26 protein-coding genes are annotated in these 21,946 nt (G+C 66.3%); 9 read left to right on the forward strand and 17 right to left on the reverse strand.

The genetic code is table 11. From position 1 onward, the window contains the following. Together mftB and mftA are read right to left on the reverse strand one after the other, a co-directional pair. On the reverse strand, positions 1 to 274 hold a 274-nt coding region (mftB, locus tag A5779_RS24300), incomplete at its 3' end, for a mycofactocin biosynthesis chaperone MftB (RefSeq protein ID WP_064886301.1). Between the two features lie 2 nt (positions 275 to 276). Then, entirely contained in the window at positions 277 to 372 is a 96-nt protein-coding gene (mftA, locus tag A5779_RS24305) for a mycofactocin precursor MftA (protein WP_003881928.1), read from the reverse strand. 93 nt (positions 373 to 465) lie between these two features. Here mftA and mftR point away from each other — a divergent pair, with 93 nt between their 5' ends. Further along, on the forward strand, positions 466 to 1,071 hold the full coding sequence (gene mftR, locus A5779_RS24310) for a mycofactocin system transcriptional regulator MftR (RefSeq protein WP_064886302.1): 606 nt from the start codon (positions 466 to 468) through the stop codon (positions 1,069 to 1,071). On the opposite strand, the gene A5779_RS24315 is transcribed toward mftR, so the two are convergent. Continuing rightward, positions 1,057 to 1,800: a phytanoyl-CoA dioxygenase family protein gene (locus tag A5779_RS24315; protein WP_064886303.1), complete on the reverse strand. Its 744-nt coding sequence runs from the start codon at positions 1,798 to 1,800 to the stop codon at positions 1,057 to 1,059. The genes mftR and A5779_RS24315 overlap by 15 nt on opposite strands. A 94-nt stretch (positions 1,801 to 1,894) precedes the next feature. Here A5779_RS24315 and A5779_RS24320 point away from each other — a divergent pair, with 94 nt between their 5' ends. Both A5779_RS24320 and A5779_RS24325 read left to right on the forward strand, forming a co-directional pair. Then, a complete protein-coding gene (locus A5779_RS24320; protein WP_055111492.1) occupies positions 1,895 to 2,410 on the forward strand; it encodes an RNA polymerase sigma factor in 516 nt (171 codons plus the stop codon). Next, positions 2,407 to 3,720 carry a VOC family protein gene (locus A5779_RS24325; RefSeq protein WP_110777688.1) on the forward strand — a complete coding sequence of 438 codons (1,314 nt, stop codon included), beginning with the start codon at positions 2,407 to 2,409 and terminating at the stop codon, positions 3,718 to 3,720. The genes A5779_RS24320 and A5779_RS24325 overlap by 4 nt, the downstream gene beginning before the upstream one ends. Before the next feature lie 13 nt (positions 3,721 to 3,733). Here the strand turns inward: A5779_RS24325 and A5779_RS24330 are convergent, their stop codons facing one another. Beyond that, positions 3,734 to 4,921, reverse strand: coding sequence for an NAD(P)/FAD-dependent oxidoreductase (locus tag A5779_RS24330; protein ID WP_064886304.1), 1,188 nt, complete (start codon positions 4,919 to 4,921; stop codon positions 3,734 to 3,736). Positions 4,922 to 4,991: 70 nt separating this feature from the next. Next, positions 4,992 to 5,438, reverse strand: coding sequence for an Rv2324 family transcriptional regulator (locus A5779_RS24335; RefSeq protein ID WP_064886305.1), 447 nt, complete (start codon positions 5,436 to 5,438; stop codon positions 4,992 to 4,994). A 225-nt stretch (positions 5,439 to 5,663) separates the two neighbouring features. Here A5779_RS24335 and ddaH point away from each other — a divergent pair, with 225 nt between their 5' ends. From ddaH to A5779_RS24355, 4 genes are read left to right on the forward strand one after another with little or no spacing between them, the layout of a single operon-like run. After that, positions 5,664 to 6,437 carry a dimethylargininase gene (ddaH, locus tag A5779_RS24340; RefSeq protein WP_064886397.1) on the forward strand — a complete coding sequence of 258 codons (774 nt, stop codon included), beginning with the start codon at positions 5,664 to 5,666 and terminating at the stop codon, positions 6,435 to 6,437. After that, positions 6,434 to 7,684 carry an ornithine--oxo-acid transaminase gene (gene rocD, locus A5779_RS24345; RefSeq protein ID WP_064886306.1) on the forward strand — a complete coding sequence of 417 codons (1,251 nt, stop codon included), beginning with the start codon at positions 6,434 to 6,436 and terminating at the stop codon, positions 7,682 to 7,684. The genes ddaH and rocD overlap by 4 nt, the downstream gene beginning before the upstream one ends. Positions 7,685 to 7,711: 27 nt before the next feature. After that, positions 7,712 to 9,220 (forward strand): amino acid permease, encoded by a 1,509-nt coding sequence (locus A5779_RS24350; protein ID WP_064886307.1) that lies wholly within the window; start codon positions 7,712 to 7,714, stop codon positions 9,218 to 9,220. Then, positions 9,217 to 10,098: a universal stress protein gene (locus A5779_RS24355; protein WP_064886308.1), complete on the forward strand. Its 882-nt coding sequence runs from the start codon at positions 9,217 to 9,219 to the stop codon at positions 10,096 to 10,098. Before A5779_RS24350 ends, A5779_RS24355 begins: the two co-directional genes overlap by 4 nt. Positions 10,099 to 10,183: 85 nt before the next feature. On the opposite strand, the gene A5779_RS24360 is transcribed toward A5779_RS24355, so the two are convergent. The 10 genes from A5779_RS24360 to A5779_RS24405 all read right to left on the reverse strand — a co-directional run bounded on the left by A5779_RS24360 (position 10,184) and on the right by A5779_RS24405 (position 19,470). After that, positions 10,184 to 11,038, reverse strand: coding sequence for a mycofactocin-coupled SDR family oxidoreductase (locus A5779_RS24360; protein WP_064886309.1), 855 nt, complete (start codon positions 11,036 to 11,038; stop codon positions 10,184 to 10,186). Positions 11,039 to 11,174: 136 nt separating this feature from the next. Then, positions 11,175 to 12,017 (reverse strand): SHOCT domain-containing protein, encoded by an 843-nt coding sequence (locus A5779_RS24365; RefSeq protein WP_064886310.1) that lies wholly within the window; start codon positions 12,015 to 12,017, stop codon positions 11,175 to 11,177. A 56-nt stretch (positions 12,018 to 12,073) separates the two neighbouring features. After that, positions 12,074 to 12,919 carry a cutinase family protein gene (locus tag A5779_RS24370; protein WP_064886311.1) on the reverse strand — a complete coding sequence of 282 codons (846 nt, stop codon included), beginning with the start codon at positions 12,917 to 12,919 and terminating at the stop codon, positions 12,074 to 12,076. A gap of 151 nt (positions 12,920 to 13,070) precedes the next feature. After that, positions 13,071 to 14,261, reverse strand: coding sequence for an elongation factor Tu (tuf, locus tag A5779_RS24375; protein WP_064886312.1), 1,191 nt, complete (start codon positions 14,259 to 14,261; stop codon positions 13,071 to 13,073). Between the two features lie 87 nt (positions 14,262 to 14,348). Continuing rightward, positions 14,349 to 16,451 carry an elongation factor G gene (gene fusA / locus A5779_RS24380; RefSeq protein ID WP_064886313.1) on the reverse strand — a complete coding sequence of 701 codons (2,103 nt, stop codon included), beginning with the start codon at positions 16,449 to 16,451 and terminating at the stop codon, positions 14,349 to 14,351. A gap of 87 nt (positions 16,452 to 16,538) precedes the next feature. Continuing rightward, on the reverse strand, positions 16,539 to 17,009 hold the full coding sequence (gene rpsG / locus A5779_RS24385) for a 30S ribosomal protein S7 (RefSeq protein WP_003881868.1): 471 nt from the start codon (positions 17,007 to 17,009) through the stop codon (positions 16,539 to 16,541). Continuing rightward, complete coding sequence (gene rpsL / locus A5779_RS24390; RefSeq protein WP_003881867.1) at positions 17,009 to 17,383, reverse strand: 30S ribosomal protein S12; 375 nt, start codon at positions 17,381 to 17,383, stop codon at positions 17,009 to 17,011. Before rpsL ends, rpsG begins: the two co-directional genes overlap by 1 nt. Before the next feature lie 270 nt (positions 17,384 to 17,653). Continuing rightward, the gene (locus A5779_RS24395; protein ID WP_055110023.1) at positions 17,654 to 18,277 is read right to left on the reverse strand and encodes a TetR/AcrR family transcriptional regulator; all 624 of its coding nucleotides are present in this window, start codon (positions 18,275 to 18,277) and stop codon (positions 17,654 to 17,656) included. Between the two features lie 80 nt (positions 18,278 to 18,357). Beyond that, entirely contained in the window at positions 18,358 to 18,888 is a 531-nt protein-coding gene (locus A5779_RS24400; RefSeq protein WP_236734868.1) for a DUF3558 domain-containing protein, read from the reverse strand. A 3-nt stretch (positions 18,889 to 18,891) separates the two neighbouring features. Further along, positions 18,892 to 19,470 carry a DUF3558 domain-containing protein gene (locus A5779_RS24405; protein WP_064886315.1) on the reverse strand — a complete coding sequence of 193 codons (579 nt, stop codon included), beginning with the start codon at positions 19,468 to 19,470 and terminating at the stop codon, positions 18,892 to 18,894. A 162-nt stretch (positions 19,471 to 19,632) separates the two neighbouring features. On the opposite strand from A5779_RS24405, the gene A5779_RS24410 reads away from it, so the two are divergent. Next, a complete protein-coding gene (locus tag A5779_RS24410; protein ID WP_413784937.1) occupies positions 19,633 to 19,980 on the forward strand; it encodes a DUF3060 domain-containing protein in 348 nt (115 codons plus the stop codon). Between the two features lie 33 nt (positions 19,981 to 20,013). Continuing rightward, positions 20,014 to 20,430 (forward strand): DUF3060 domain-containing protein, encoded by a 417-nt coding sequence (locus tag A5779_RS24415; protein ID WP_064886317.1) that lies wholly within the window; start codon positions 20,014 to 20,016, stop codon positions 20,428 to 20,430. Here the strand turns inward: A5779_RS24415 and A5779_RS24420 are convergent. Beyond that, positions 20,427 to 21,194 (reverse strand): crotonase/enoyl-CoA hydratase family protein, encoded by a 768-nt coding sequence (locus A5779_RS24420; protein ID WP_064886318.1) that lies wholly within the window; start codon positions 21,192 to 21,194, stop codon positions 20,427 to 20,429. The two genes, A5779_RS24415 and A5779_RS24420, sit on opposite strands and share 4 nt — an antisense overlap. After that, on the reverse strand, positions 21,191 to 21,946 hold the full coding sequence (locus A5779_RS24425) for a PaaX family transcriptional regulator C-terminal domain-containing protein (RefSeq protein WP_064886319.1): 756 nt from the start codon (positions 21,944 to 21,946) through the stop codon (positions 21,191 to 21,193). Before A5779_RS24425 ends, A5779_RS24420 begins: the two co-directional genes overlap by 4 nt.

Raw genomic sequence — 21,946 nt, forward strand, 5'->3', positions numbered from 1 at the left:
GCACGCTCAGCGCGTGCAGGTAAGGGCCTTGGTCGGAGTCGGCGATACCGACCGCGCGACACGCGGACCGGGCGTCGGGGTGGTCAGCCAGTGAGTTGACCACCTCGACGACCGTCCGGTTCTTCAGAAACGACAGCTTGCGGGTTCCAAAGTGATACAGCAGGGCACCGAACGGCTCCGGCCGCACCGCCACCTGGTGGTGCAACCGCCAGCTGACATTCGGGTCGAAGACGACGCCGACGTGCCCGGCCGTATCGGCAACCTGTGTAGACACGGTCAGTAAACCCCGCACATGCCGTCGATCGAGACCTCTTCGACGAGCGTCTCGGTGACGAGCTGGGTTTCGGTTTCGGCCTGCGGGTTCTGATCCATGAATCGCACCTTTCCTGTAACTGTGGGTCTCGACAATTGTGACCTGAGTCGCAAGAATATGGCATCGAGTGCACAAATGGAAGGGCGGGTTTTATGCGGCAGGGATCCGGGCCCCGCGTCGGCAGGCGTCCGTCCACCACGCAGGACCACATCACCGACGTCGCACTGGCATTGTTCGCCGCCCACGGCTTCGACGAGGTGAGCGTCGACGACGTGGCCAAAGCCGCCGGCATCGCGCGACGCACGCTGTTCCGCTACTACGCCTCCAAGAACGCCATCCCCTGGGGAGACTTCGACGCCCACCTGCAACACCTGCGCGACCTGCTCGCCGCGCTGAGCTCCGAGATCCCGCTGGCCGAGGCCCTGCGCGAAGCACTGCTGTCGTTCAACACCTACGACGCCCAGGAGATGGCCCAACACCGCCTGCGCATGCGCGTCATTCTGGAAACCGCAGGACTGCAGGCATATTCGATGACGATGTACGCCGGATGGCGTGAGGTCATCGCCACCTACGTGGCCCAACGCATCGGCGCGACCCCAGAGGACCTGATGCCCCAGACCGTCGGATGGCTGATGCTCGGAGTCGCGCTCTCGGCCTACGAACACTGGCTTGCCGACGAGTCCGTCGCACTGCCGGACGCCATCGGCCGGGCCTTCGAGGTGGCGCGTCCGGGGTTGGAGCGGCTAGCCCCGCAGTAACCCCTCCCACGCTGCCGCCAGTGCTGCCGGGCCCTGCGGACCGAGCCTCTCGGTGAGCATGATCGGCGCCTGCGACATGAAACGCGGTGAGCTACCGCGATGTACATCAGCGGCGTGCGCGGTGAACGGATGCAGCACGTACATGTCGCCGGGCCGGCCCGTCGCATGGGCCATCGGACAGGTTCGGCTGGCCACGTCCACCATGGCACCGGCCTCGATGAACTCGACAGGGTCGGGCCCGAGCACCCGGGCGACGTCGCGATGCGAACCCACCCGAATCCGCGTCGGCGCGTCGGCGGGTCCCACCTCGGACAGCAGGGTCAACACCAGGACGGTGTGCGGACGCCCGCTGACCGCCCACTCCCCGCCCGGTAAGGGGGTGTTGGCGTCGACGTGCCAGCCCCGGTCCTCTGCGGGCGGATCGACCGGAAACCGCACCGGGATGTTGCCCAGGGCCCCACGCGGCAGCCAACCTCCTCGTCCACAGATCGCGTCCAGGGCATCGGTGAGCGCTGCGTTGTCCACCAGGTGCCGGAACGGACCGGCGCCGGTCAGATCGGCCGTCCACACCACCGCACTCGTCCACGACGCGGGCTCATCCGGAGACAGTCCGATCTGCGTCCAGAGCAGATCCCGCGCGGCATCGGCGATTTCGGCCGGCGCGGCCTGCTCGACCTTGACGAACCCGTCCCGCTTGAATGCCTCGACGTCCACCACGCCGACCACCATGACGCACCTCCCCTGACCGGCGCCAATGGTTTTCCGGCGAAAAAACTTCGCCCAAGGCCGTCGGAGTTCGGTGCCCGGCGGCGACGATAAGGGTGTGAGCGCCGAAACAGACGCTCCGCGGGCGCTGCTGAGGTGCTACGACGAGGCCCTGCCTGCGGTGTACGGCTACTTCGTACGCCGCTGCGGCGACCGCGGAACCGCCGAAGACCTGACGTCGGAGACGTTCCTGGCCGCCATGGACGCGGCCCGCAGACCGTCGCCGCCGCAGATCTCGGTGCCGTGGTTGATCGGGGTGGCCAGGCACAAACTCGCCGACCACTACCGCCGCCGCCACGACCGGTTCACCGTGCCGGTGGCCGAACTGCCCGAACCGGTAGACCCGGCCGATGACTGGGACGCGGAACTGGATCGCATTGTCGCCGAAGCGGTTCTGGCCCGGCTACCCGAACAGCACCGCACCGTGCTCGCCCTGCGTTACCTCGACGACTGCTCGGTGGGTGAATGCGCCGAGCTGATCGGGCGCACGGTGCATGCCACCGAAGCCCTGCTGGTCCGGGCCCGCCGAGCCTTCAGAGCCCAGTACCCCACACCGGAGGGAGGGACGTCGTGATCAACAGCCACGATCCGTTGACCGTGTTCAGCGGCGACGACCCACCGGTCTCCCCCGACCCGGCGTTCGCCGCCCGGCTGCGCGCGCGGCTGGAATCGGCGCTCGCCCTGCCCGAACGCACCGAAGGAGTTGACATGAGTGGAACCGAAACTGCCATCGCCGAACTGAACGAGCCCGCGGCCACGCCCGCCACCCCGGCTCCCCCACGGCCCGGGCCCGATTCGCGGCCCGCCGCGGCCGCGATCCCGTACCTGGCAGTGGCCGGCGCCCGTGAGGCCATCGCCTGGTATGCCGATGTCTTCGGCGCGTCCGTCGTCGGCGAGACGTACGAGATGGACGACGGCCGCATCGGACATGCCGAGCTGCAGATCGGTGACGGCGTGCTGTACCTGGCCGACGAATACCCCGAGCTGGGACTCAAAGCACCTGTCTCACAGATTAATTCGGTGAGCCTGATGCTGCATGTGGCCGACACCGACGCCGCCATGGAACGAGCGCGCGCGCTCGGTGCCGTCGTGCACCGGGAGCCCTACGAGAACTATGGGGCGCGCAACGCCACGATCATCGATCCGTTCGGCCACCGGTGGATGCTGTCCGGACCGGTCACCGGTGCGGCCGTCACGATCCAGCACGGCGATGTCGGATACGTATCGGTGTGGGCCCCCGACGCCGCACGGGCCGCGGCTTTCTACGGCCACGTGCTGGGCTGGACCTACGACCCGGCCACCGGCCAGGTCACCAACACGCGACAGCCCATCGGCATCTTCAGCGTCGCGGGCGCCGGCAACCTGTTCTGCTGCTACGCGGTGACCGACCTGGACGGAGCACGCCACGCGATCCTCGCCGGCGGCGGCCAACCCGGCCAGACCCAGGAATTCGACTTCGGCACCGTGCTCGACGCCACCGATCCGGCCGGCACCCCGTTCGCGGTGTTCCTGCCAACACCGGGCACACCGCGGCCGGAACTGAACGGCGCAGGGCCAGGCGAGCTTTCGTACCTCACCTACGAGGTGCCCGACTCGACGGCGTTCAAGGAGTTCTACAGCCGAGTCTTCTTCTGGACCTTCGAACCCGGCCGGATCAACGACGGATGGGGCGTACAGGGCAGTCAGCCGATGTCGGGGGTGGCCGGCGGCGCCGAGAGAGCCACCGCTGTGCCGATGTGGACGGTCGCCGATATCGACGCCGCGGTCGCCCGGGTCCGAGAGGCAGGCGGCACCGTGCTGCAGCAGCCGTCACGACAGGACTACGGCTTCATGGCCGAGTGCACCGACGACCAGGGTGTCCGCTTCTACCTCGGCCAGGTCTAACCGCGAGGAAAAGTCAGCCCAGGACGTCGGAGATGGGAGCGCCTGCGGCGATCTTGCCGCGGGCCTTCATCACCTTGCCGGGCATGCCGCCGCCGACCACGCCGACCACGACACCGTCGCGCTCGTAGAAGGCCAGGAACTTGCGGCCGTCGTCCTCGACCACGTGCACGACATCGTCGGCCTCGGGCTCACCGAGGCACTGGATCTTGACGTCGTACTGATCGCTCCAGAAGTACGGCACCGACACGACGGGCGAGGCCTCCTGGCCCAGGATCGCCGGCACCATGGCTCGCGCCTGATCGGCGACGTTGCTCCAATGCTCAACGCGCGCTTGGTCACCCACGTGATCGCGCCACGATGCGACATCGCCGATGGCCCACACGCCTGCGGCACTGGAGCGCCCGACCTCGTCGCACACCACGCCGTTGTCGAGCGCGATCCCGCTGCCCTCGAGCCACTCGACCGCCGGGTGCGAACCGATGCCGACCACCACCAGGTCGGCGTCGAGTTCGGTGCCGTCGCCCAGCACGACCTCCTCGACCTTGTCGGCGCCACGTACTTCGCTGACCCCGACACCGCAGCGCACGTCGACGCCCTCGGCCTGGTGCAAACGGGTCACCAGGGCCCCGATCTGCTCACCCAGCACCGAGGCCAGCGGGGTCGGCTGCGGCTCCACCAGCGTCACCTCGACACCGAGTTTGCGAAGGCTCGCGGCCACCTCGCAGCCGATGAAGCCGGCACCGACCACCACGGCCCGCCGGGCCTTACCGGCATGCTCCCGCAGCGCCATGCTCTCGTCGTAGTTGCGCAGCACGTGGATTCCGGCCAGGTCGCCGAAGGAGCGGATGCGCTTGGGCACCAGCCCGGTCGCGATGATCAGCTCGTCGTAGGCGACGTCGCTGCCGTCGGCCAGCTTCAGCGTCTTGGCGGCGGTGTCCACCGACTGGGCAGCGGAGCCGAGCCGCAGCGCGATGTTGTTCTCGGCGTAGAACTCGGCCGGCTTGAGGGTGACGTCGTCCGTCTCGGCGCGCAGCACCTCCTTGGACAGCGGCGGCCGATCGTAGGGCAGATGGTCCTCGTCGCTGACGATTGTGATGGGTCCGCCGTACTCCGACCGGCGCAGCTGTTCGGCCGTCCGGGCCGCGGCCAGGCCGCCGCCGACGATGACGATGCCCGCTGCTGATCCCGTTGAAGTAGTCACGTGGGGTTTTTACACGATCGCGGTTAAGCGTTGTGCGTCACCCTATGTTTGCGCAGGCCGCTGGGTCACATCAGGACCGGCCCCGCTCGATGACATTCGTGAGCACCACGATGCTCTCGCTGCGCTCGATCCGAGCCGTCGACCGGATGCGTTCCAGTGCCTCTTCGAGGTGGCGCATGTCGCGAGCCAGCACATGCAGGATCGCGTCGGCGGTACCGGTGACCGTGGCCGCACTGACCACCTCGGGAATGTCGATCCAGGCCGTACGCAATTGATCCGGGGCGATCGTGCCCTGGCAGAACACCTGCACGTAAGCCTCGGTGCGCCACCCCAGCACGTTGCGGTCGATCACGGTGGTGAAGCCCCGGATCACCCCGTCGGACACCATCCGGTCCACCCGGCGCTTCACCGCGGGAGCCGACAGGTTCACGCGCTGTCCGATCTCGGCGAATGTCGCCCTGGCGTTCTCGGTGAGTTCGGCCAGGATCCGCTCGTCGGTGCCGTCCAGACGCTCCATTGCCCACCTCCACGCAACAAACCGCCGCAATATGACAGTTCATGCAATATATCCCTGCTCAAGACGCAACAAGGAGCGATTGATTGCGTCACAGCGGCTCCATATCGTCGAATCATGACGATTTTCGATGAAGTCATGCCTGAAACTGCGCCCGCATCCGGGTCCACAGCCCCCGCCGGGACCGCAGTGCCACCCGCGCGGACCGCGACCAACCGCCACTACGCCATGACCGCCCCGCAGTACTTCACCGTCGAATACGCCATCAACCCGTGGATGGACCCCGCCACCCCCGTTGACTCCGCGCTCGCACTGTCACAGTGGGAAACGCTGCGCCGGGTGTACGCCGACCTGGGCCACACCGTCGACCTGGTCGCCCCGCGCGCCGGTCTGCCCGACATGGTCTACGCCGCCAACGGCGGCTTCGTCGTCGGCGACACCGCCGTGGTCGCCCGCTTCGCCTACCCTCAGCGCGCCGGTGAGGCCGACGCCTACGCCGAGTGGATGACCGCCGCCGGCTACCGGACCGTGTTCACCGATCACATCAACGAGGGCCAGGGCGACCTGCTGCTCGTCGGATCAACCTTGTTGGCCGGATACGGTTTTCGCACCGACCGACGTGCCCACGACGAGATCGGGGCCGCTACCGGCCTTGACGTGGTCAGTCTGGAACTGGTCGACCCGCGGTTCTATCACCTCGATACCGCGCTGGCCGTACTCGACGACTCGACCATCGCCTACCACCCCCCGGCCTTCACTGCCGCGGCCCGAAAGCGTCTGACCGACCTGTTCGGTGACGCAATCGAAGTGGGCTCCGCCGACGCCTTCGTCCTCGGCCTCAATGTGGTGTCCGACGGCCGGCACGTCGTGATGCCCGCCGCCGCCACGGGATTCGCCGACCAGCTGCGCAGGGCCGGCTTCGAGCCGATCGGCGTCGACCTGTCCGAACTCCTCAAAGGCGGCGGATCCGTCAAATGCTGCACCCTGGAGCGGTATCGATGACCATGCTGGACAGAGTGGACAGCCAGGCCACCCCGGACCCTGCGACCGCAGCCGCGATCACGCTCGACGATTGCCATGTCGCCCACAACTACTCACCACTGCCCGTGGTCGCCGAAAGCGCCGAAGGGGCCTGGATCACCGATGTGACAGGCCGCCGCTACCTCGATTGCCTGGCCGCCTACTCGGCCGTCAACTTCGGTCATCGCAACCCGGAGATCATCGCCACCGCCCACGCCCAACTGGACCGGCTGACGCTGGTGAGCCGCGCCTTTCACTCCGACCGGCTCGGGCCGTTCGCCGAGGCACTGGCGGGGCTGTGCGCGAAAGACATGGTGCTGCCGATGAACAGCGGCGCCGAGGCCGTGGAGAGCGGCATCAAGGTGGCCCGCAAGTGGGGCACCGACGTCAAGGGCGTGAAGGCCGACAGCTCGAATATTGTCGTAGCGCACAACAACTTCCACGGTCGCACCACCACCATCATCAGCTTCTCCGACGACGACACTGCCCGCCGCGGCTTCGGGCCCTACACGCCCGGATTCCGCTCGGTGCCATTCGGCGACCATCGGGCGCTGGCCGAAGCGATCGACGAGAACACGGCCGCCGTCCTGATCGAACCGATCCAAGGAGAGGCGGGCATCATCGTCCCGCCCGCCGACTACCTGCCACGTGTCCGCGACATCTGTACCCGCAACAACGTGCTGATGATCGCCGACGAGATCCAGTCCGGTCTGGCCCGCACCGGCCGAACCTTCGCCTGTGAGCACTGGGGTGTGGTGCCCGACGTGTACCTGCTCGGCAAGGCCCTGGGCGGTGGCGTGGTGCCGTTGTCCGCGGTGGTGGCCGACCGCGATGTCCTCGGTGTGCTGCACCCCGGCGAACACGGCTCGACCTTCGGCGGAAATCCCCTGGCCACCGCTATCGGCTCCACGGTGGTGGGAATACTGCGCCGTGGCGAATTCCAGCTCCGTTCAACCCAACTCGGGGAGCATCTGCACAACCGGCTCACCGGGTTGATCGGGCACGGCGTGACGGCCGTGCGTGGCCTGGGCCTGTGGGCAGGAGTCGACATCGACCCAGATCTGGGCACCGGCAAGCAATTCGGCCTGGCGCTGGCCGAGCGCGGTGTGCTGGTGAAGGACACCCACGGATCGACGCTGCGGTTCGCCCCACCCCTGGTGGTGACCGCCGACGAGCTCGACTGGGCCGTTGACCGATTCGCTGACACCCTGGCCGAGGCGCGCCGATAATCGGTTGACCGGCCGCAAGGAGGCACCATGTCCGCCCCAGCCAACAACCTGACCAGCCAGATGTTGCGGCGCAGGCCGGTCATGGGAGCACCTGTCGCCCACGGCGCGTCCGACCACCTCAAACGAAGTATCGGCACATTCCAGCTGACGCTGTTCGGCGTCGGCGCCACTGTCGGCACCGGCATCTTCATCGTGCTGCAGCAGGCCGTCCCCAAAGCCGGCCCCGCAGTGCTGGTGTCGTTCCTGGTCGCCGGCGTCGCGGCGGGGCTGTCGGCCATCTGCTACGCGGAAATGGCAGCGGCCGTACCAGTTTCGGGCTCCACGTACTCCTATGCCTACACCACCATGGGCGAGTTCATCGCGATGGGCGTCGCGGCCTGCCTGCTTCTCGAATACGGCGTCTCGATGTCAGCCACCGCGGTCGGTTGGAGCGGCTACCTCAATCAACTGCTGGACAACCTCTTCGGTTGGCGGTTGCCGCACGCCCTGTCCGCGGCGCCATGGGGCGACAACCCCGGATTGATCAACCTGCCCGCGACAGTCCTGATCGTCATGTGTGCGCTCCTGCTGATCCGCGGCGCCAGCGAGTCCGCCGCGGTCAACACCGTCATGGTGCTCCTCAAACTGTGTGTGCTCGGCATGTTCGTCGCCATCGCGTTCACCGCGTTCACCACCGATCACTTCGCCGGGTTCTGGGAGAAAGGATTCACCGGCATCACCGCCGCGGCCAGCACCATCTTCTTCACGTTCATCGGCCTGGACGCGGTGTCCACTGCAGGCGACGAGGTGAAGAACCCGCAGAAGACCATGCCGCGGGCGATCCTCGGAGCACTGATCGTCGTCACCAGCATCTACATCCTGGTGGCGTTCGCCGGCCTGGGCACGCAGTCCGCCGACGAGTTCGGGTCCGACGAGCAGTCCGAGGCCGGGTTGTCGGTGATGCTCACCAACATCCTGCACGGCCAGACCTGGGCCAGCACCGTGCTGGCCATGGGAGCGGTGATCTCGATCTTCTCGGTGACCCTGGTGGTGATGTACGGCCAGACCCGCATCCTGTTCGCGATGGGACGCGACGGCCTGCTGCCGCCGATGTTCGCAAAGGTGAACCCGCGCACCATGACTCCGGTGAACAACACCATCGTGGTGGCCATGGTGACCGGCACCCTGGCCGGGTTGGTGCCGCTGGACTACCTGTGGGACCTGGTGTCGATCGGCACCCTGGTGGCATTCATCGTGGTGTCGGTCGGGGTGATCATCCTGCGGGTGCGTGAACCGGATCTTCCGCGGGCCTTCAAGGTTCCCGGTTACCCGGTGACACCGGTCCTTTCGGTGCTGGCCTGTTTGTTCGTGCTCTACGGCCTGCCACACATCACCTGGCTCTGGTTCAGCCTCTGGGTCGCCTTCGTCCTGGCGTTCTACCTGCTGTGGAGCCGCCATCACAGCGCACTGAACGACGGCGGTGACGGCTACATCCCGGGTGCGGCGGCCGGCGAGGACGACGTCATGACCACTCCCGGAGCCGAGGACAGCCGATGACCGTCGTCGTCGGGTATCTGGCCGGCAAGGGCGGAGCGTCGGCGCTGCACCTCGCAGTCGGCGCGGCCCGCACCCTGAACACCTCACTGGCCGTGGCCACCGTCGTACCGCGTCCGTGGCTGAACCCGTCACCGGCGCGCGTCGACGCCGAATATGCCGAGTACGCAGCGCAGTTGGCAGCCTCATCGGCCGAGCAGGCGCGGCAACACGTGTCCGCACTCGACGATCGCCTCGACGTCAGCTTCCACAAGTTCGCGCACCGGTCGGTTTCCGGCGGACTGCTGGAAGCCGTCGCAGAACTGGACGCCGAGCTGCTCATACTCGGCTCGGCAGCCGAAGGCCGATTGGGCCAGGTGGTGGTGGGCTCGACCGCCGACCGGCTGCTGCACTGCTGCCCGGTTCCGTTGGCGATCAGCCCGCGCGGGTACCGTCGGCCGAAATCTGATGCGCTGGCACGTATCACGTGTGCCTACCCCGGCTCGCTCGAAGCGGTGACGGTGGTTCAGCAGGTCGCCGACCTGAGCCGGCGACTGGCTACGCCGATGCGGCTGGCGACATTCGCAGTGCGGGGACGCAACATGTACCCACCGACCGTCGGGCTACATGCCGAGGACGCGATCCTCCAGGAGTGGGTGAAACAGGCCCGGCAGGCGATGATCCGGCTGAGAGACGAGAAGGTGATCGGCGAGGACGTCGATCTGAAGGTCGTCACCGGCAACGACTGGAGCGAGGCGATCGATGCCATCGACTGGATCGAGGGCGAGATCCTGGCGATCGGAACCTCACCCGGCGGCGCGGTAACCCGGGTTTTCCTGGGCTCGCACGGGTCAAAGATTCTGCGGCACAGCCCGGTTCCGGTTCTGGTCTTACCGGGCTAGCCCCGGCGAGCAGACTCAGAAGCACCCCGGTTGGCCCGTTGCCGGGTACCGGGGCGTCTGCTCGCCGGGAAAGGCTCGCGAGTGGTCAGTACTTGAGCACGCCGCGGTCCACGGCGATCTGGCTGCCCGACAGCGTTGCCGAGTTGTCACTGGCCAGGAACGCCACCACGTCGGCGACCTCTTCAGGCGCCATGAAGGCCGCGAGTCCCTCGTTCTTGCCGTCGGTCACCTTGTGATACGGCATCGGGGCGAAGCTGTGCAGGAAGCTGGGGAACTTCGAGAAGATCTCGGCCATGGCCTCCGGCTCGATCATCGGAGTGTCGATCGAGTAGGGATGGATCGAGTTGACCCGGATGCCGTACTCGCCCACCTCGAGAGCCAGCGTGTTGGTCAACGCCACCAGCCCGTGTTTGGAGGCAGCGTAGTGACCGTTGCCCGGGGTGGCTTTCACACCGGCCGAGGAGCTGACGATGATGATCGATCCACCGTTGCCTGCCTCGATCATGGCGGGCACCGCGGCCCGGATCGTCCGCCAGGTGCCGTTGAGGTTGACGTCGATGACGGTGTCGAACTGCTCGGGGCTCAGCTCCCACAACCGGCCCCAGCTGAGCACACCGGCGTTGGCCACCACCACGTCGAGCCGGCCGAACTGCTCGACGCCGTCGGCCACCACCTGCTGCTGTGCCGCCAGGTCGCGGATGTCGACCTCGCGTGCGAGCACCTTGCGGCCCGCAGCCTCCACGGCGGCAACAGTTTCGGCCAGATCCTCCGATGTCGCGGCCGGATAGGTGATTGTGCCGTCGACGGGCCGGCAGACATCGATCGCGATGATGTCGGCACCCTCGTTGGCCAACCGCACCGCGTGCGCACGCCCCTGTCCGCGTGCAGCGCCGGTGACGAACGCCACGCGACCTTCCAGTGTTCCGTTACCTGCCGCCATCCCAGGGTCCTTTCAGTGAGCCTGGCCACAGGCTAACAGCAGAAGTAGAACGTGTTCCTGGCCGATACCGATCAGTGGGAGGACCGCCGATCGGGGCTGGTCACTCGGGGCCTGCGCGGGTTCATCCACCGCCTGATCAGAGATCAGCGATGATCTGCTGTCGTTTGGCCGCGTACTCCTCTTCGCTGACGGCACCCGTGGCACGCAGGGTCTCCAGTTCCTGAAGGCGTTGAGCGGTCGACGGTGCCGGCGGAGCCATGAACGGGGCCGCCGCGGGTGCAGCAGCCGAGGGCGCCGGCGCCGGTGCAGGCGCCTGTTGCGCGGCCGCGCGCCGCACGACGGCCTGAACCTGCTCGCGGGCCGCCGGGTTGGCCCGCAGATCGACCATGTTGTTGATGGCGATGCCGTGAGACTTGAGGATCTGCAGGATCTCCATCAGCGGGCCGGACTGACCGGTGAGGTCGTAGGTCTTGTTCTCCTCCGCGATCGTGAACGTCGCGGGCATCAGACCGCTGACCAGACTGCTTCTCTCCCAATCGATCCGGTACTCGTTGGTGGTCGGGTCCACCATGGCGACCAGTTTGCGGTTGGTGATCATCGGAAGCCGCGACACCGAGGCGAGCACGCGATCCTGAGTGGCGAACGGTGCGATGCCGGGTCCCGAGATCTGCAGGTCCAGCTTCACCAAAGGCTGCTCGTTGATGCGGGTGCCGGTCTCGTGAATGCCGGTGACCTGGGCCAGGGCCAGCACGCCGACCTGTTCGAGTTTCTCGTTCTGCGCCGCCGATTTCGCACCGGCTGCCGTGATCCCCAGCGCAATCAGGATGTCGATCGCGGTGATCAACAGGCCGGCCCAGAACATCCACTTCATCATCGGATCGCCGCCCGCGACGAAGTAGATGACCAGGAAGATGGGGCCGACGATGCCACACAACAGCACGAAGGCCTGAATGCGTACGTACCGCCAGAAAGTGGACATCGCAGGCTCCTGCCGTCGGTTGGGCGCCATCAGATTAGCGCCAACAGCCGCCGAGATCAGGAGTGAACGACTCCATCCGTCGAGCCGCCCACCGGCACGGTCTGCTGCTGCATCGGCGACGGGCCCAGCATCCGGTACAGCGGCCAGGTCCAGCGGTAGCCGCCGCCGCTCGAACGGGCATAGCTGGTGTGCACGGCGATAGCGGTGGCCGTCACTTCTTCGTCGTCCGAATCGTAGTCACAGACCGCGTCACCGCGATCGCACACGCTGATCGTGCGACTGCCGACCGAGGGCGACATCGGGCCTGGCGCATGGGCCAGGATCGGCCAGTCCTGCGCGACACCCTTCCTGGTGCTCACTGCGGTGGCCGTGCCCAGGTTCACGGTGGGATCGGCCGGCAGGCGGTCTCCGTCGGCGACCAACAGAGCCGCAGCCAGATTCGGGCTGCCCGCCAAGCCGGCCAGGTTACGGTGGACCACCATCGCGCCCTGCGAATACCCGGCGAGTACGACCTCGCTGGAGGGGCACCGCTGGGTGAACGCCGCGTATTGGTTCCCCAGCGCCGCCACCCCGGCGTCGACACTGCTCATGAAACCGCCCCAGCCCAGCAGATCGCCGTCCGCCGGCACCGGGGCCGCCGGGTAGGCCACCGCCTCGGCCGTAATCGTCCGACCGTCCTGCTGCACCCACTGGGACAGATCACGCAGCGAGTTGTAGACCACCCGGCCCATGCCGGCGTCGACCGTGGGATCGTCACGCTCACCCGAACCGGCGACGCCGATCCAGTGCACGTCCGGGCATCCCGGCGCTGCCTGCGCCACGCCCGCCGCAAATCCGACCGCCGTGCCGGCCAGCACGACAGCCGAAGCCACCGAGGCCAATGCCCATTTCCGTCGCACCATGTCCGTCCCCAACCCGTGTAGCTCACCTATGCAATGAAGATCGTCTCACCTATCACAGCCGTTACACCGGACGCAGCAAGAACACACCGGAAATACAAAAGCGGCACTCACCCAAAGGTGAGCGCCGCTTTCGCAGTGCTAGGTCAGATCATCACTTGATGATCTTGGTAACGCGGCCGGCGCCGACGGTACGGCCACCCTCGCGGATCGCGAAGCGCAGGCCCTCGTCCATGGCGACGGGCTGGATCAGCTTGACGGAGATGTCGGTGTTGTCACCGGGCATCACCATCTCGGTGCCCTCAGGAAGGGTCACCACGCCGGTCACGTCCGTGGTACGGAAGTAGAACTGCGGACGGTAGTTGTTGAAGAACGGCGTGTGGCGGCCACCCTCGTCCTTGGACAGGATGTAGACGCTGCCCTCGAACTCGGTGTGCGGGGTGGTGGTGCCGGGCTTGACCACAACCTGGCCACGCTCGACGTCCTCGCGCTTGATGCCACGAACCAGCAGACCGACGTTGTCGCCCGCCTGGCCCTGGTCGAGCAGCTTGCGGAACATCTCCACACCGGTGACGGTGGTCTTGGTGGTCGTCGGCTTGATGCCGACGATCTCGACCTCTTCGTTGACGTTGATCACGCCACGCTCGACGCGACCGGTCACCACGGTGCCACGACCGGTGATGGTGAAGACGTCCTCGACGGGCATCAGGAACGGCTTGTCGGTCTCGCGAACCGGATCCGGGATCGACTCGTCGACGGCCTCCATGAGGTCCTCAACCGACTTGACCCACTTCGGGTCGCCCTCGAGCGCCTTCAGCGCGGAGACGCGGATAACCGGGGCATCCTCGTCGAACTCCTGGGCGGCCAGCAGTTCGCGGACCTCCATCTCGACGAGCTCCAGGAGCTCCTCGTCGTCGACCATGTCCGACTTGTTCAGCGCCACGAGGATGTAGGGCACACCCACCTGACGGCCCAGCAGAACGTGCTCGCGGGTCTGCGGCATCGGGCCGTCGGTCGCGGCGACCACCAGGATCGCGCCGTCCATCTGGGCGGCACCGGTGATCATGTTCTTGATGTAGTCGGCGTGACCGGGGGCGTCCACGTGGGCGTAGTGCCGCTTCTCGGTCTGGTACTCCACGTGGGAGATGTTGATCGTGATGCCGCGCTGACGCTCTTCAGGCGCATTGTCGATCTGGTCGAATGCGCGCGACTCGTTCAAATCGGGGTACTTGTCGTGCAGAACCTTGGTGATTGCTGCAGTCAGCGTCGTCTTGCCGTGGTCAACGTGACCGATGGTCCCGATGTTGACGTGCGGCTTCGTCCGCTCGAACTTCGCCTTCGCCACTGTGGTGTCCTCCTGGACTTGTTGGTGCTTTGGTTAAAGCAATGATGATGTGTTCAGTTGTGAGCCGCGACAGTTGCCGCGACGAGCTTACTGACCCGTCGCCTTCGCGATGATCTCCTTCGACACGTTCGCCGGAACCTCGGCGTACGAGTCGAACACCATGGAGTAGTTAGCCCGGCCCTGGGTCTTCGACCGAAGGTCGCCGACGTAGCCGAACATCTCCGACAGCGGCACCTGCGCCTTGACGACACGCGCACCGCTGCGCTCCTCCATGGCCTGGATCTGACCACGGCGGGAGTTCAGGTCGCCGATCACGTCACCCATGTAGTCCTCGGGTGTAATGACCTCGACAGCCATGATGGGTTCCAGGATGACCGGCTGGGCCGCCTGAGCAGCCTTCTTCAGCACCTGCGAACCCGCCACCTTGAACGCCATTTCCGAGGAGTCGACCTCGTGGTAGGCGCCGTCAAGCAGCGTCACCTTGATGTTCACCAGCGGGTAGCCGGCCAACACGCCGTACTGCATGGCGTCCTGCGCACCGGCATCCACCGAAGGGATGTACTCGCGCGGGATGCGGCCACCGGTGACCTTGTTCTCGAACTCGTAGGTGGCACCGTCCTCGCCGATGAACGGCTCCAGGTCGATGAGCACCTTCGCGAACTGGCCGGAGCCACCCGTCTGCTTCTTGTGGGTGAATTCGACCTTCTCCACCTTGCGGCGGATGGTCTCGCGGTAGGCCACCTGGGGCTTACCGACGTTGGCCTCAACCTTGAACTCGCGACGCATGCGGTCCACCAGGATGTCCAGGTGCAGCTCGCCCATACCGCCGATGACGGTCTGGCCGGTCTCCTGGTCCAGGTGCACCTTGAAGGTCGGATCCTCTTCGGCGAGCTTCTGGATCGCGGTGCCCAGCTTCTCCTGGTCACTCTTGGTCTTGGGCTCGATGGCCACCTCGATCACCGGATCGGGGAAGGTCATCGACTCCAGCACGACCTGCTGGTTCGGATCGCACAGGGTGTCACCGGTGGTGGTGTCCTTCAGGCCGATCACGGCGTAGATGTGACCAGCGGAGGCCGACTCGACCGGGTTCTCCTTGTTGGCGTGCATCTGGAACAGCTTGCCCAGCCGCTCCTTCTTGCCCTTGGTGGCGTTGATGACCTGCGCACCGGACTCGACCTTGCCCGAGTACACGCGGACGTAGGTGAGCTTGCCGAAGAAGGGGTGCACGGCGATCTTGAACGCCAGCGCGGCAAACGGCTCGTCGGTGGACGGCTTGCGCAGAACCTCTTCGTCCTCCTTGCCGGGGACGTGGCCCTTGACGGACTCGACATCCAGCGGCGACGGGAGGTAGTCGATGACGGCGTCCAGCATCGGCTGCACACCCTTGTTCTTGAACGCGCTGCCACACAGCACCGGGTACAGCTCGCTGGCCACGGTCAGCTTGCGGATGGCGCCCTTGATCTCGTCGATCGTGAGCTCTTCGCCGCCCAGGTACTTCTCCAGAAGCGCCTCGTCGGTCTCGGCGACCGTGTCCATCAGCTCGCTGCGGTACTCGGCGGCCTTGTCGGCCAGATCCGCGGGGATCTCGACGGTCTCGTAGCTCTCACCGAGCTTGGTCTCGCCACGCCACACCTTGGCGTTCATCTCGACCAGGTCGATGATGCCCTCGAAGTCGTTCTCGGCACCGATCGGCAGCTGGATCACCAGCGGCTTGGCGCCGAGGCGGTCCTTGATGGTCTGCACGGTGAAGTAGAAGTCCGCGCCGAGCTTGTCCATCTTGTTGACGAAGCAGATCCGGGGCACGTCGTACTTGTCGGCCTGACGCCACACCTGCTCGGACTGGGGCTCAACACCCTCCTTGCCGTCGAAGACGGCAACGGCACCATCGAGCACACGCAGGCTGCGCTCCACCTCAACGGTGAAGTCGACGTGCCCGGGGGTGTCGATGATGTTGATCTGGTTGTTGTTCCAGAAGCAGGTGACGGCTGCGGAGGTGATGGTGATACCACGCTCCTGCTCCTGCTCCATCCAGTCGGTGGTGGAGGCACCGTCGTGCGTCTCACCGATCTTGTAGTTGACGCCGGTGTAATAGAGGATGCGCTCTGTCGTCGTCGTCTTGCCGGCGTCGATGTGCGCCATGATGCCGATGTTGCGGACCTTGTTCAGGTCAGTCAGCACGTCCTGTGCCACGGAAGTCTTCCCAACTCTTTCGCTTGCTTGATTAGGTGTTCGATTGCGCGCGTACCGGCACCCGACGCTGGATGCCGGGCGCGGGTATCACCAGCGGTAGTGCGCGAAAGCCCGGTTCGCTTCGGCCATCTTGTGAGTGTCCTCACGGCGCTTCACAGCTGCACCCAGACCGTTGCTCGCATCCAGGATCTCGTTGGCGAGGCGCTCGATCATGGTCTTCTCACGCCGGGCCTTGGAGAAGCTGACCAGCCAGCGCAGAGCCAGGGTGGTGGAGCGATCGGGGCGAACCTCGACCGGAACCTGGTAGGTGGCACCACCGACGCGGCGGCTACGCACCTCGAGGGCGGGCTTGACGTTGTCGAGCGCGCGCTTGAGGGTGACGACCGGATCGGTGCCGGTCTTGTCGCGAGCCTGCTCCAGCGCACCGTAGACAATGCGCTCCGCCAGTGACTTCTTGCCGTCCAGCAGAACCTTGTTGACCAGCTGGGTGACCAGCTGCGACCCGTAGACCGGATCGTTGACCAACGGACGCTTCGGCGCGGGACCCTTGCGCGGCATCAGCTCTTCTCCTTCTTGGCGCCGTAGCGGCTACGGGCCTGCTTGCGGTTCTTGACGCCCTGGGTGTCCAGCGACCCGCGGATGATCTTGTAACGGACACCCGGAAGGTCCTTCACACGACCGCCGCGCACCAGCACCATCGAGTGCTCCTGCAGGTTGTGGCCTTCACCGGGGATGTAGGCGGTGACCTCAACCCCACTGGTCAGCTTGACGCGCGCGACCTTGCGAAGCGCCGAGTTCGGCTTCTTCGGGGTGGTGGTGTACACGCGGGTGCACACACCACGGCGCTGCGGGCTGCCCTTGAGGGCCGCGGTCTTGACCTTCGCGACCTTGTCGCGGCGACCCTTGCGGACCAGCTGGTTGATGGTTGGCATGTACCGGCTTTCTCTGTGTTGCTCTCTACTGTTCTAAGTCTCTGTACTGCAGTTATCCCCCGGCCGCGTACCCCGCGTCCGGGCGTGTCGCACGTGCTTACACCGGTGGAATTCCGATGCGTGTTAGACATGCAGATTGGCCCGGCGTGCGGGCACGCTTGCGAAACACTCAGCCGCAGGCGTCTTCCGGCCAGGCACGATCTACCACGATACCAGGGCTGGCCTCGCCGAACCAAACCCGCTCACGACGACCTATCCCCAGGTCAGACGCTACGACTCTCGCTGCCCCATACCGGCGGCCAGTCGTCGCAGCATATCGGTGAATACCGCATCGGTGTCGATATCGTCCATAACCCCGGTCATTTCCAGGAGTACGAAGCCGTGCAGAGCCGACCAGAACTGCAGCGCGGCGTAGAAGGCATCCTCGCCTTCCAGCCCATAAGACGTCAGCACCTGGATGACCGGTCCAGCCGCGTTCCTGGTGGCAGCCGAGTACTCCGGATCGTCACCGCCGAACGGCATCCGGGTGAAAGCCGAGTAGCGACCCGGATGGTGGTGGGCGTAGCTGCGGTAGGCACTGGCCATCACCGACACGGCATCGTCACGGGTGCGGCCGGAGCCGACGGTGTTGAGCATCTCGATGATGTCGTCGATCACCCGCATCCGGACCGTGCGTCGCAGGTCGTCCAGGCTGTCCACGTGGTTGTAGAGCGACGGGCCCTTCGTGCCGAGCTGATTGGCCAGGGCATTGATGGTCAGCGCGTCCCAACCCTCGCGGTCCAGGAACGTCAACGCCGCATTGACAATCGCGTCACGGCTGAGCTTCGTGGTCCGCGCCGGCCGTGACGGAGAGCGTCGAGTGCCAGCCGCCTGTGGCTCCGGCCGAGCTGACATGTAGGTACTGCCTTCGAGTCGAGGTGATCGACCCCACCGTTGGGGTCGCCGTGAAACTGTAGCCCCTCAGACAGCGCAGATCAGTTGACCCGGCCCTGACTGAGCCGGGCGAGTTTCTCGATGACCTGACACAGATCGGGCAGCGTGGCCGGATTCATCGTCTGGATCGACCACGTGATGACGTCTTCGCCTTTGGCCACATAGATGCTGCACACATTTGCGTCGGCCGCCCGGAAGCCCTTGTTCCCGTCGATCGACAATTCGGTGAGCGTGCGTCCGGCCCGGGTCTCCAATGTCCGTTCGGTGTCCATGTCGCTGCCCCGGTACCACCACGTGGAGATGCCCATGCCGGCACCGAACGTGCCCAGCACCGAGTTCTCCTGCCAGAAGCACCCGTTGTCGCTGACCACGGCCTTGGTGAACATCGACGATCCGACGGCATCGGTGATATCGGCGTCGGTGACCCCGTTGCAGTCCGCGCCATGGAAACCGCCGCCGGGAGCTGCAGGCCCGGGAGCCGGCGACGTGTCCGACGGCCCGCAGGCGGTCAGCAACGCCACTGCGGCTGCGAAGCCGACCAAGTACCTCGCGGCGAGGCAGCGATGCGTCACGGGTCAGAGTTCCGATTGCAGGGTGGCCGAGAGCAGCTTCTTGGCGTCCTGGCAGGGGTCGCCCTTGGCAGCCGGTCCGGCACCGGCCGCGCGACGGAACTGCACCCACCAGCTGATGACGCCCGATCCGGCCGAGGCGGTCGCCGAGCAGGCCGCGCCGGTGACATCGCGACGGGCGAGGAATGCCTGGTGCCGCTCCACCACGGTGTCGGTGATCTGGGCGTCGCGACTGCGGGCCACCGCCCGCTCCCGATCCAGGGACCCTTCTTCGAACCACGAGAAGATCACGTCGAGCATTGCCGGCCCCCCGGCGTTCGGCGTCCCGCCGGTCTTACGCGACAACACGTACTGGCACACCGCGCCGCTGTACGGGCGCACCACATTGTCTGCGGCAAGGATCTCCTGGACCGTGCTGTCGACCAACAGACCGCACCGGTCGTCGACGTACCCGAAACTGCGATCGGGATCGGCGGTATCGGCCGACGCACGGCGGGCAGCCCCGTCGATGGTGTGCGAACACCCCGCGACGGTCACCACGGCTGTGACTGCCACGGCAGCAGCATGAACAACACACCGACGCATTGCTGAACACGGTACCCAGCACCGACACCACACGCGACCCGTCGGCAACCGCCCGTCAAACTGACGAACACCTGCCGTCACCGCGACAGCGCCACGTACTCTTCTCGCAGCGCATCGGAAGGGGAACTCATCGTGAATTGGACAGCTGTGAGCCGGACAGTGATGGCCGGTCTGGTCGCATTGCCGTTGGCGCTCACCGTCGGCGCGCCCGGCGCGGCAGCCAAGAACGGTGACACCACCGTCACCGGCCAGAGCCTGGAACAAACAATCGACTGCAACAACGCCACGCTGCTCGTCAACGGATCCAACAACCGGGTCAACGCCTTGGGCACCTGCTGGGCGATCACGGTTCAGGGGACGTCCAACGTGATCGTCGCCGACAATGTCATCAACGACATCACCGTGTACGGCTGGGACCAGACGGTGTTCTTCAAGAACGGCGACCCGATTATCGTCGACCGCGGCCGAGAACTGGCGATGGTCAACCAGATCAGCCGCGTTCCCGCCTGACCAAGCCTGAGGAAGAAAGCAGAGGCAGACCCCGTGCTCACCCGTTTCCCCCACACCCAGCTGGTCCTCGCGGTCGGCGCCGCCGCGGCCGCTCTCACCCTGGCGGCCTGTGGATCCGAAAGCTCGGACACCGCCACCCCCAGCGCCACTGCGGGAGAGTCCGGGGTCAATGTCGAGGTCGGCAACACCATCAACTACATGTCGGTCGGCACCACGACCGACATCGACTGCGCCGACGGCAAATCCCTCACGGTGGGCGGCACCAACAACACGCTGACCGTCAAGGGCACCTGCGCGAACGTGAACATCGGCGGTTCCGACAACAAGATCACCTTCGAGCGGATCGACAAGGGCCTCACCATCATCGGGCTCAACAACACTGTCAGCTACGCGGCGGGCGACCCGAAGGTCACCAATACCGGCAGCAACAACAAGGTCAACAAGGGCTAGCTCGCGCTGGCACCGTGCCGGCCGGCTCCCCCGGCGAACCGACCGGCGCCCTCGGCAGCCTCACTCGCGACCCGTTCGATGCTGGCGAACTCGAATTCCATTGCTGCCTGCTCGGATTCGCCCCACTGATGCAGTGCCGAGAGCCGGTCGGCCCGCAGACATTGCTGCGGGAGCCGAGAGAGCTCGGCGGCGAGCTCCTCGGCATGTTGGCGCGCCTGGCCTTTCGGGACCACCCGGTTGGCCAGACCGATCGCGTGGGCCTCGGCGGCGTCGACGGCGCGTCCGGTCAGGATCAGGTCCATGGCGCGGCTCTGCCCGATCAGCCGGGGCAACCGGACGGTGCCGCCGTCGATCAGTGGCACTCCCCACCGGCGGCAGAACACGCCGAGCACAGCATCCTCCTCGACCACCCGAAGATCGCACCACAGCGCCAGTTCCAAACCGCCGGCCACAGCATGGCCGCTGATCGCGGCGATCACCGGCTTGGACAACACCATTCGGCTCGGTCCCATCGGTCCGGGTCCGGCAGGGTCCAGCCGGTTCACCTGAGGTGTGCCGAAAGCTTTGAGGTCGGCACCGGCGCAGAAGGTTCCACCGGCCCCGGTCAGTACCGCGACCGCCGCGTCGTCATCGGCGTCGAACTGCTCGAACGCGGCGAACAGGGCCGCCGCGGTAGGACCGTCGACCGCATTACGGGCGTGCGGGCGATCGATGATGACCGTGGTCACCGCCCCGTTGCGTTCGACCCGGACAGCTTCGGTCACGTCGCCTCCATGAGTTTGTCGTCGCGGGACGCGACATGTTCAGCACCGTCGCGCCGATCAACGAGTTCGGCAGCGAAGTCGTTGTAGGCCTTGCGCAATTCAGCGCCCGGCCAAGTTTTCGGCAGCAGCTCGTCGGGCAGTACCGGGTCCGAGAGCAGGTGGCGCACGATGCCCGCGGCCGCGACGAACCGTCCTGGAACGTCGGCCGCGTCAGCCATCTCGTCCAACAAGTGCTCGCCGGTGCGCCGCCAGCCGGGAAGGTCCCACAGCGCGGCGACCAGGCCGGCCGGATCGTCGTCCCGGGTGTGCAAGACCCGCACCCGATGGGTGATCTCCTGCGGCAACGCCTGGTCGAGATTGTCCGGGCGCATCCACACGCCCTCGCGCAACTCACCGAACCGATACTGCTGCAGGGTGTTCCGCAACGACGCACGGGTACGGGCGTCGGTACCGACGCTGGTGATGACCAGCGTCAGCCATTGACCGCCATACTCACGCAACCGGGGATCGATCGCGTCGTCCTGGCGGCGCTGACGGGTCAGCAGCCGGTCCGACAGTCGGTAACCGTCCTCGGAGCGAACCAGGTCACCGGCACCGACCATGCGCGTCAGCGCCACCCGCAGCGTCGGCTCTCTGATGTCGAAATCGGCTGTCAGCCTGATCAGCTCGGCGGCACTCGCCCATGCCGGATGCGCGCCGAGCAGCACGCTCAGCACCACCGAGCGGGCCGTCATCCGTTTGAGCGCGGACAT

It is taken from the genome of Mycolicibacterium peregrinum (genome assembly GCF_001665625.1).
GTDB lineage: Bacteria > Actinomycetota > Actinomycetes > Mycobacteriales > Mycobacteriaceae > Mycobacterium > Mycobacterium peregrinum_B.

What these genes read in the sequence shown, in the direction of transcription:
- A5779_RS24315 (WP_064886303.1), bottom strand. Translation starts at nt 1,800, where the DNA reads ATGGTGGTCGGCGTGGTGGACGTCGAGGCATTCAAGCGGGACGGGTTC.
- A5779_RS24360 (WP_064886309.1), bottom strand. Translation starts at nt 11,038, where the DNA reads ATGGCGGCAGGTAACGGAACACTGGAAGGTCGCGTGGCGTTCGTCACC.
- rocD (WP_064886306.1), top strand. Translation starts at nt 6,434, where the DNA reads ATGACCATGCTGGACAGAGTGGACAGCCAGGCCACCCCGGACCCTGCG.
- A5779_RS24405 (WP_064886315.1), bottom strand. Translation starts at nt 19,470, where the DNA reads ATGCGTCGGTGTGTTGTTCATGCTGCTGCCGTGGCAGTCACAGCCGTG.
- A5779_RS24410 (WP_413784937.1), top strand. Translation starts at nt 19,633, where the DNA reads ATGGCCGGTCTGGTCGCATTGCCGTTGGCGCTCACCGTCGGCGCGCCC.
- mftR (WP_064886302.1), top strand. Translation starts at nt 466, where the DNA reads ATGCGGCAGGGATCCGGGCCCCGCGTCGGCAGGCGTCCGTCCACCACG.
- A5779_RS24395 (WP_055110023.1), bottom strand. Translation starts at nt 18,277, where the DNA reads ATGTCAGCTCGGCCGGAGCCACAGGCGGCTGGCACTCGACGCTCTCCG.
- rpsG (WP_003881868.1), bottom strand. Translation starts at nt 17,009, where the DNA reads ATGCCGCGCAAGGGTCCCGCGCCGAAGCGTCCGTTGGTCAACGATCCG.
- A5779_RS24425 (WP_064886319.1), bottom strand. Translation starts at nt 21,946, where the DNA reads ATGTCCGCGCTCAAACGGATGACGGCCCGCTCGGTGGTGCTGAGCGTG.
- ddaH (WP_064886397.1), top strand. Translation starts at nt 5,664, where the DNA reads ATGACCGCCCCGCAGTACTTCACCGTCGAATACGCCATCAACCCGTGG.
- A5779_RS24355 (WP_064886308.1), top strand. Translation starts at nt 9,217, where the DNA reads ATGACCGTCGTCGTCGGGTATCTGGCCGGCAAGGGCGGAGCGTCGGCG.
- mftA (WP_003881928.1), bottom strand. Translation starts at nt 372, where the DNA reads ATGGATCAGAACCCGCAGGCCGAAACCGAAACCCAGCTCGTCACCGAG.
- A5779_RS24370 (WP_064886311.1), bottom strand. Translation starts at nt 12,919, where the DNA reads ATGGTGCGACGGAAATGGGCATTGGCCTCGGTGGCTTCGGCTGTCGTG.
- rpsL (WP_003881867.1), bottom strand. Translation starts at nt 17,383, where the DNA reads ATGCCAACCATCAACCAGCTGGTCCGCAAGGGTCGCCGCGACAAGGTC.
- A5779_RS24335 (WP_064886305.1), bottom strand. Translation starts at nt 5,438, where the DNA reads ATGGAGCGTCTGGACGGCACCGACGAGCGGATCCTGGCCGAACTCACC.
- A5779_RS24365 (WP_064886310.1), bottom strand. Translation starts at nt 12,017, where the DNA reads ATGTCCACTTTCTGGCGGTACGTACGCATTCAGGCCTTCGTGCTGTTG.
- A5779_RS24350 (WP_064886307.1), top strand. Translation starts at nt 7,712, where the DNA reads ATGTCCGCCCCAGCCAACAACCTGACCAGCCAGATGTTGCGGCGCAGG.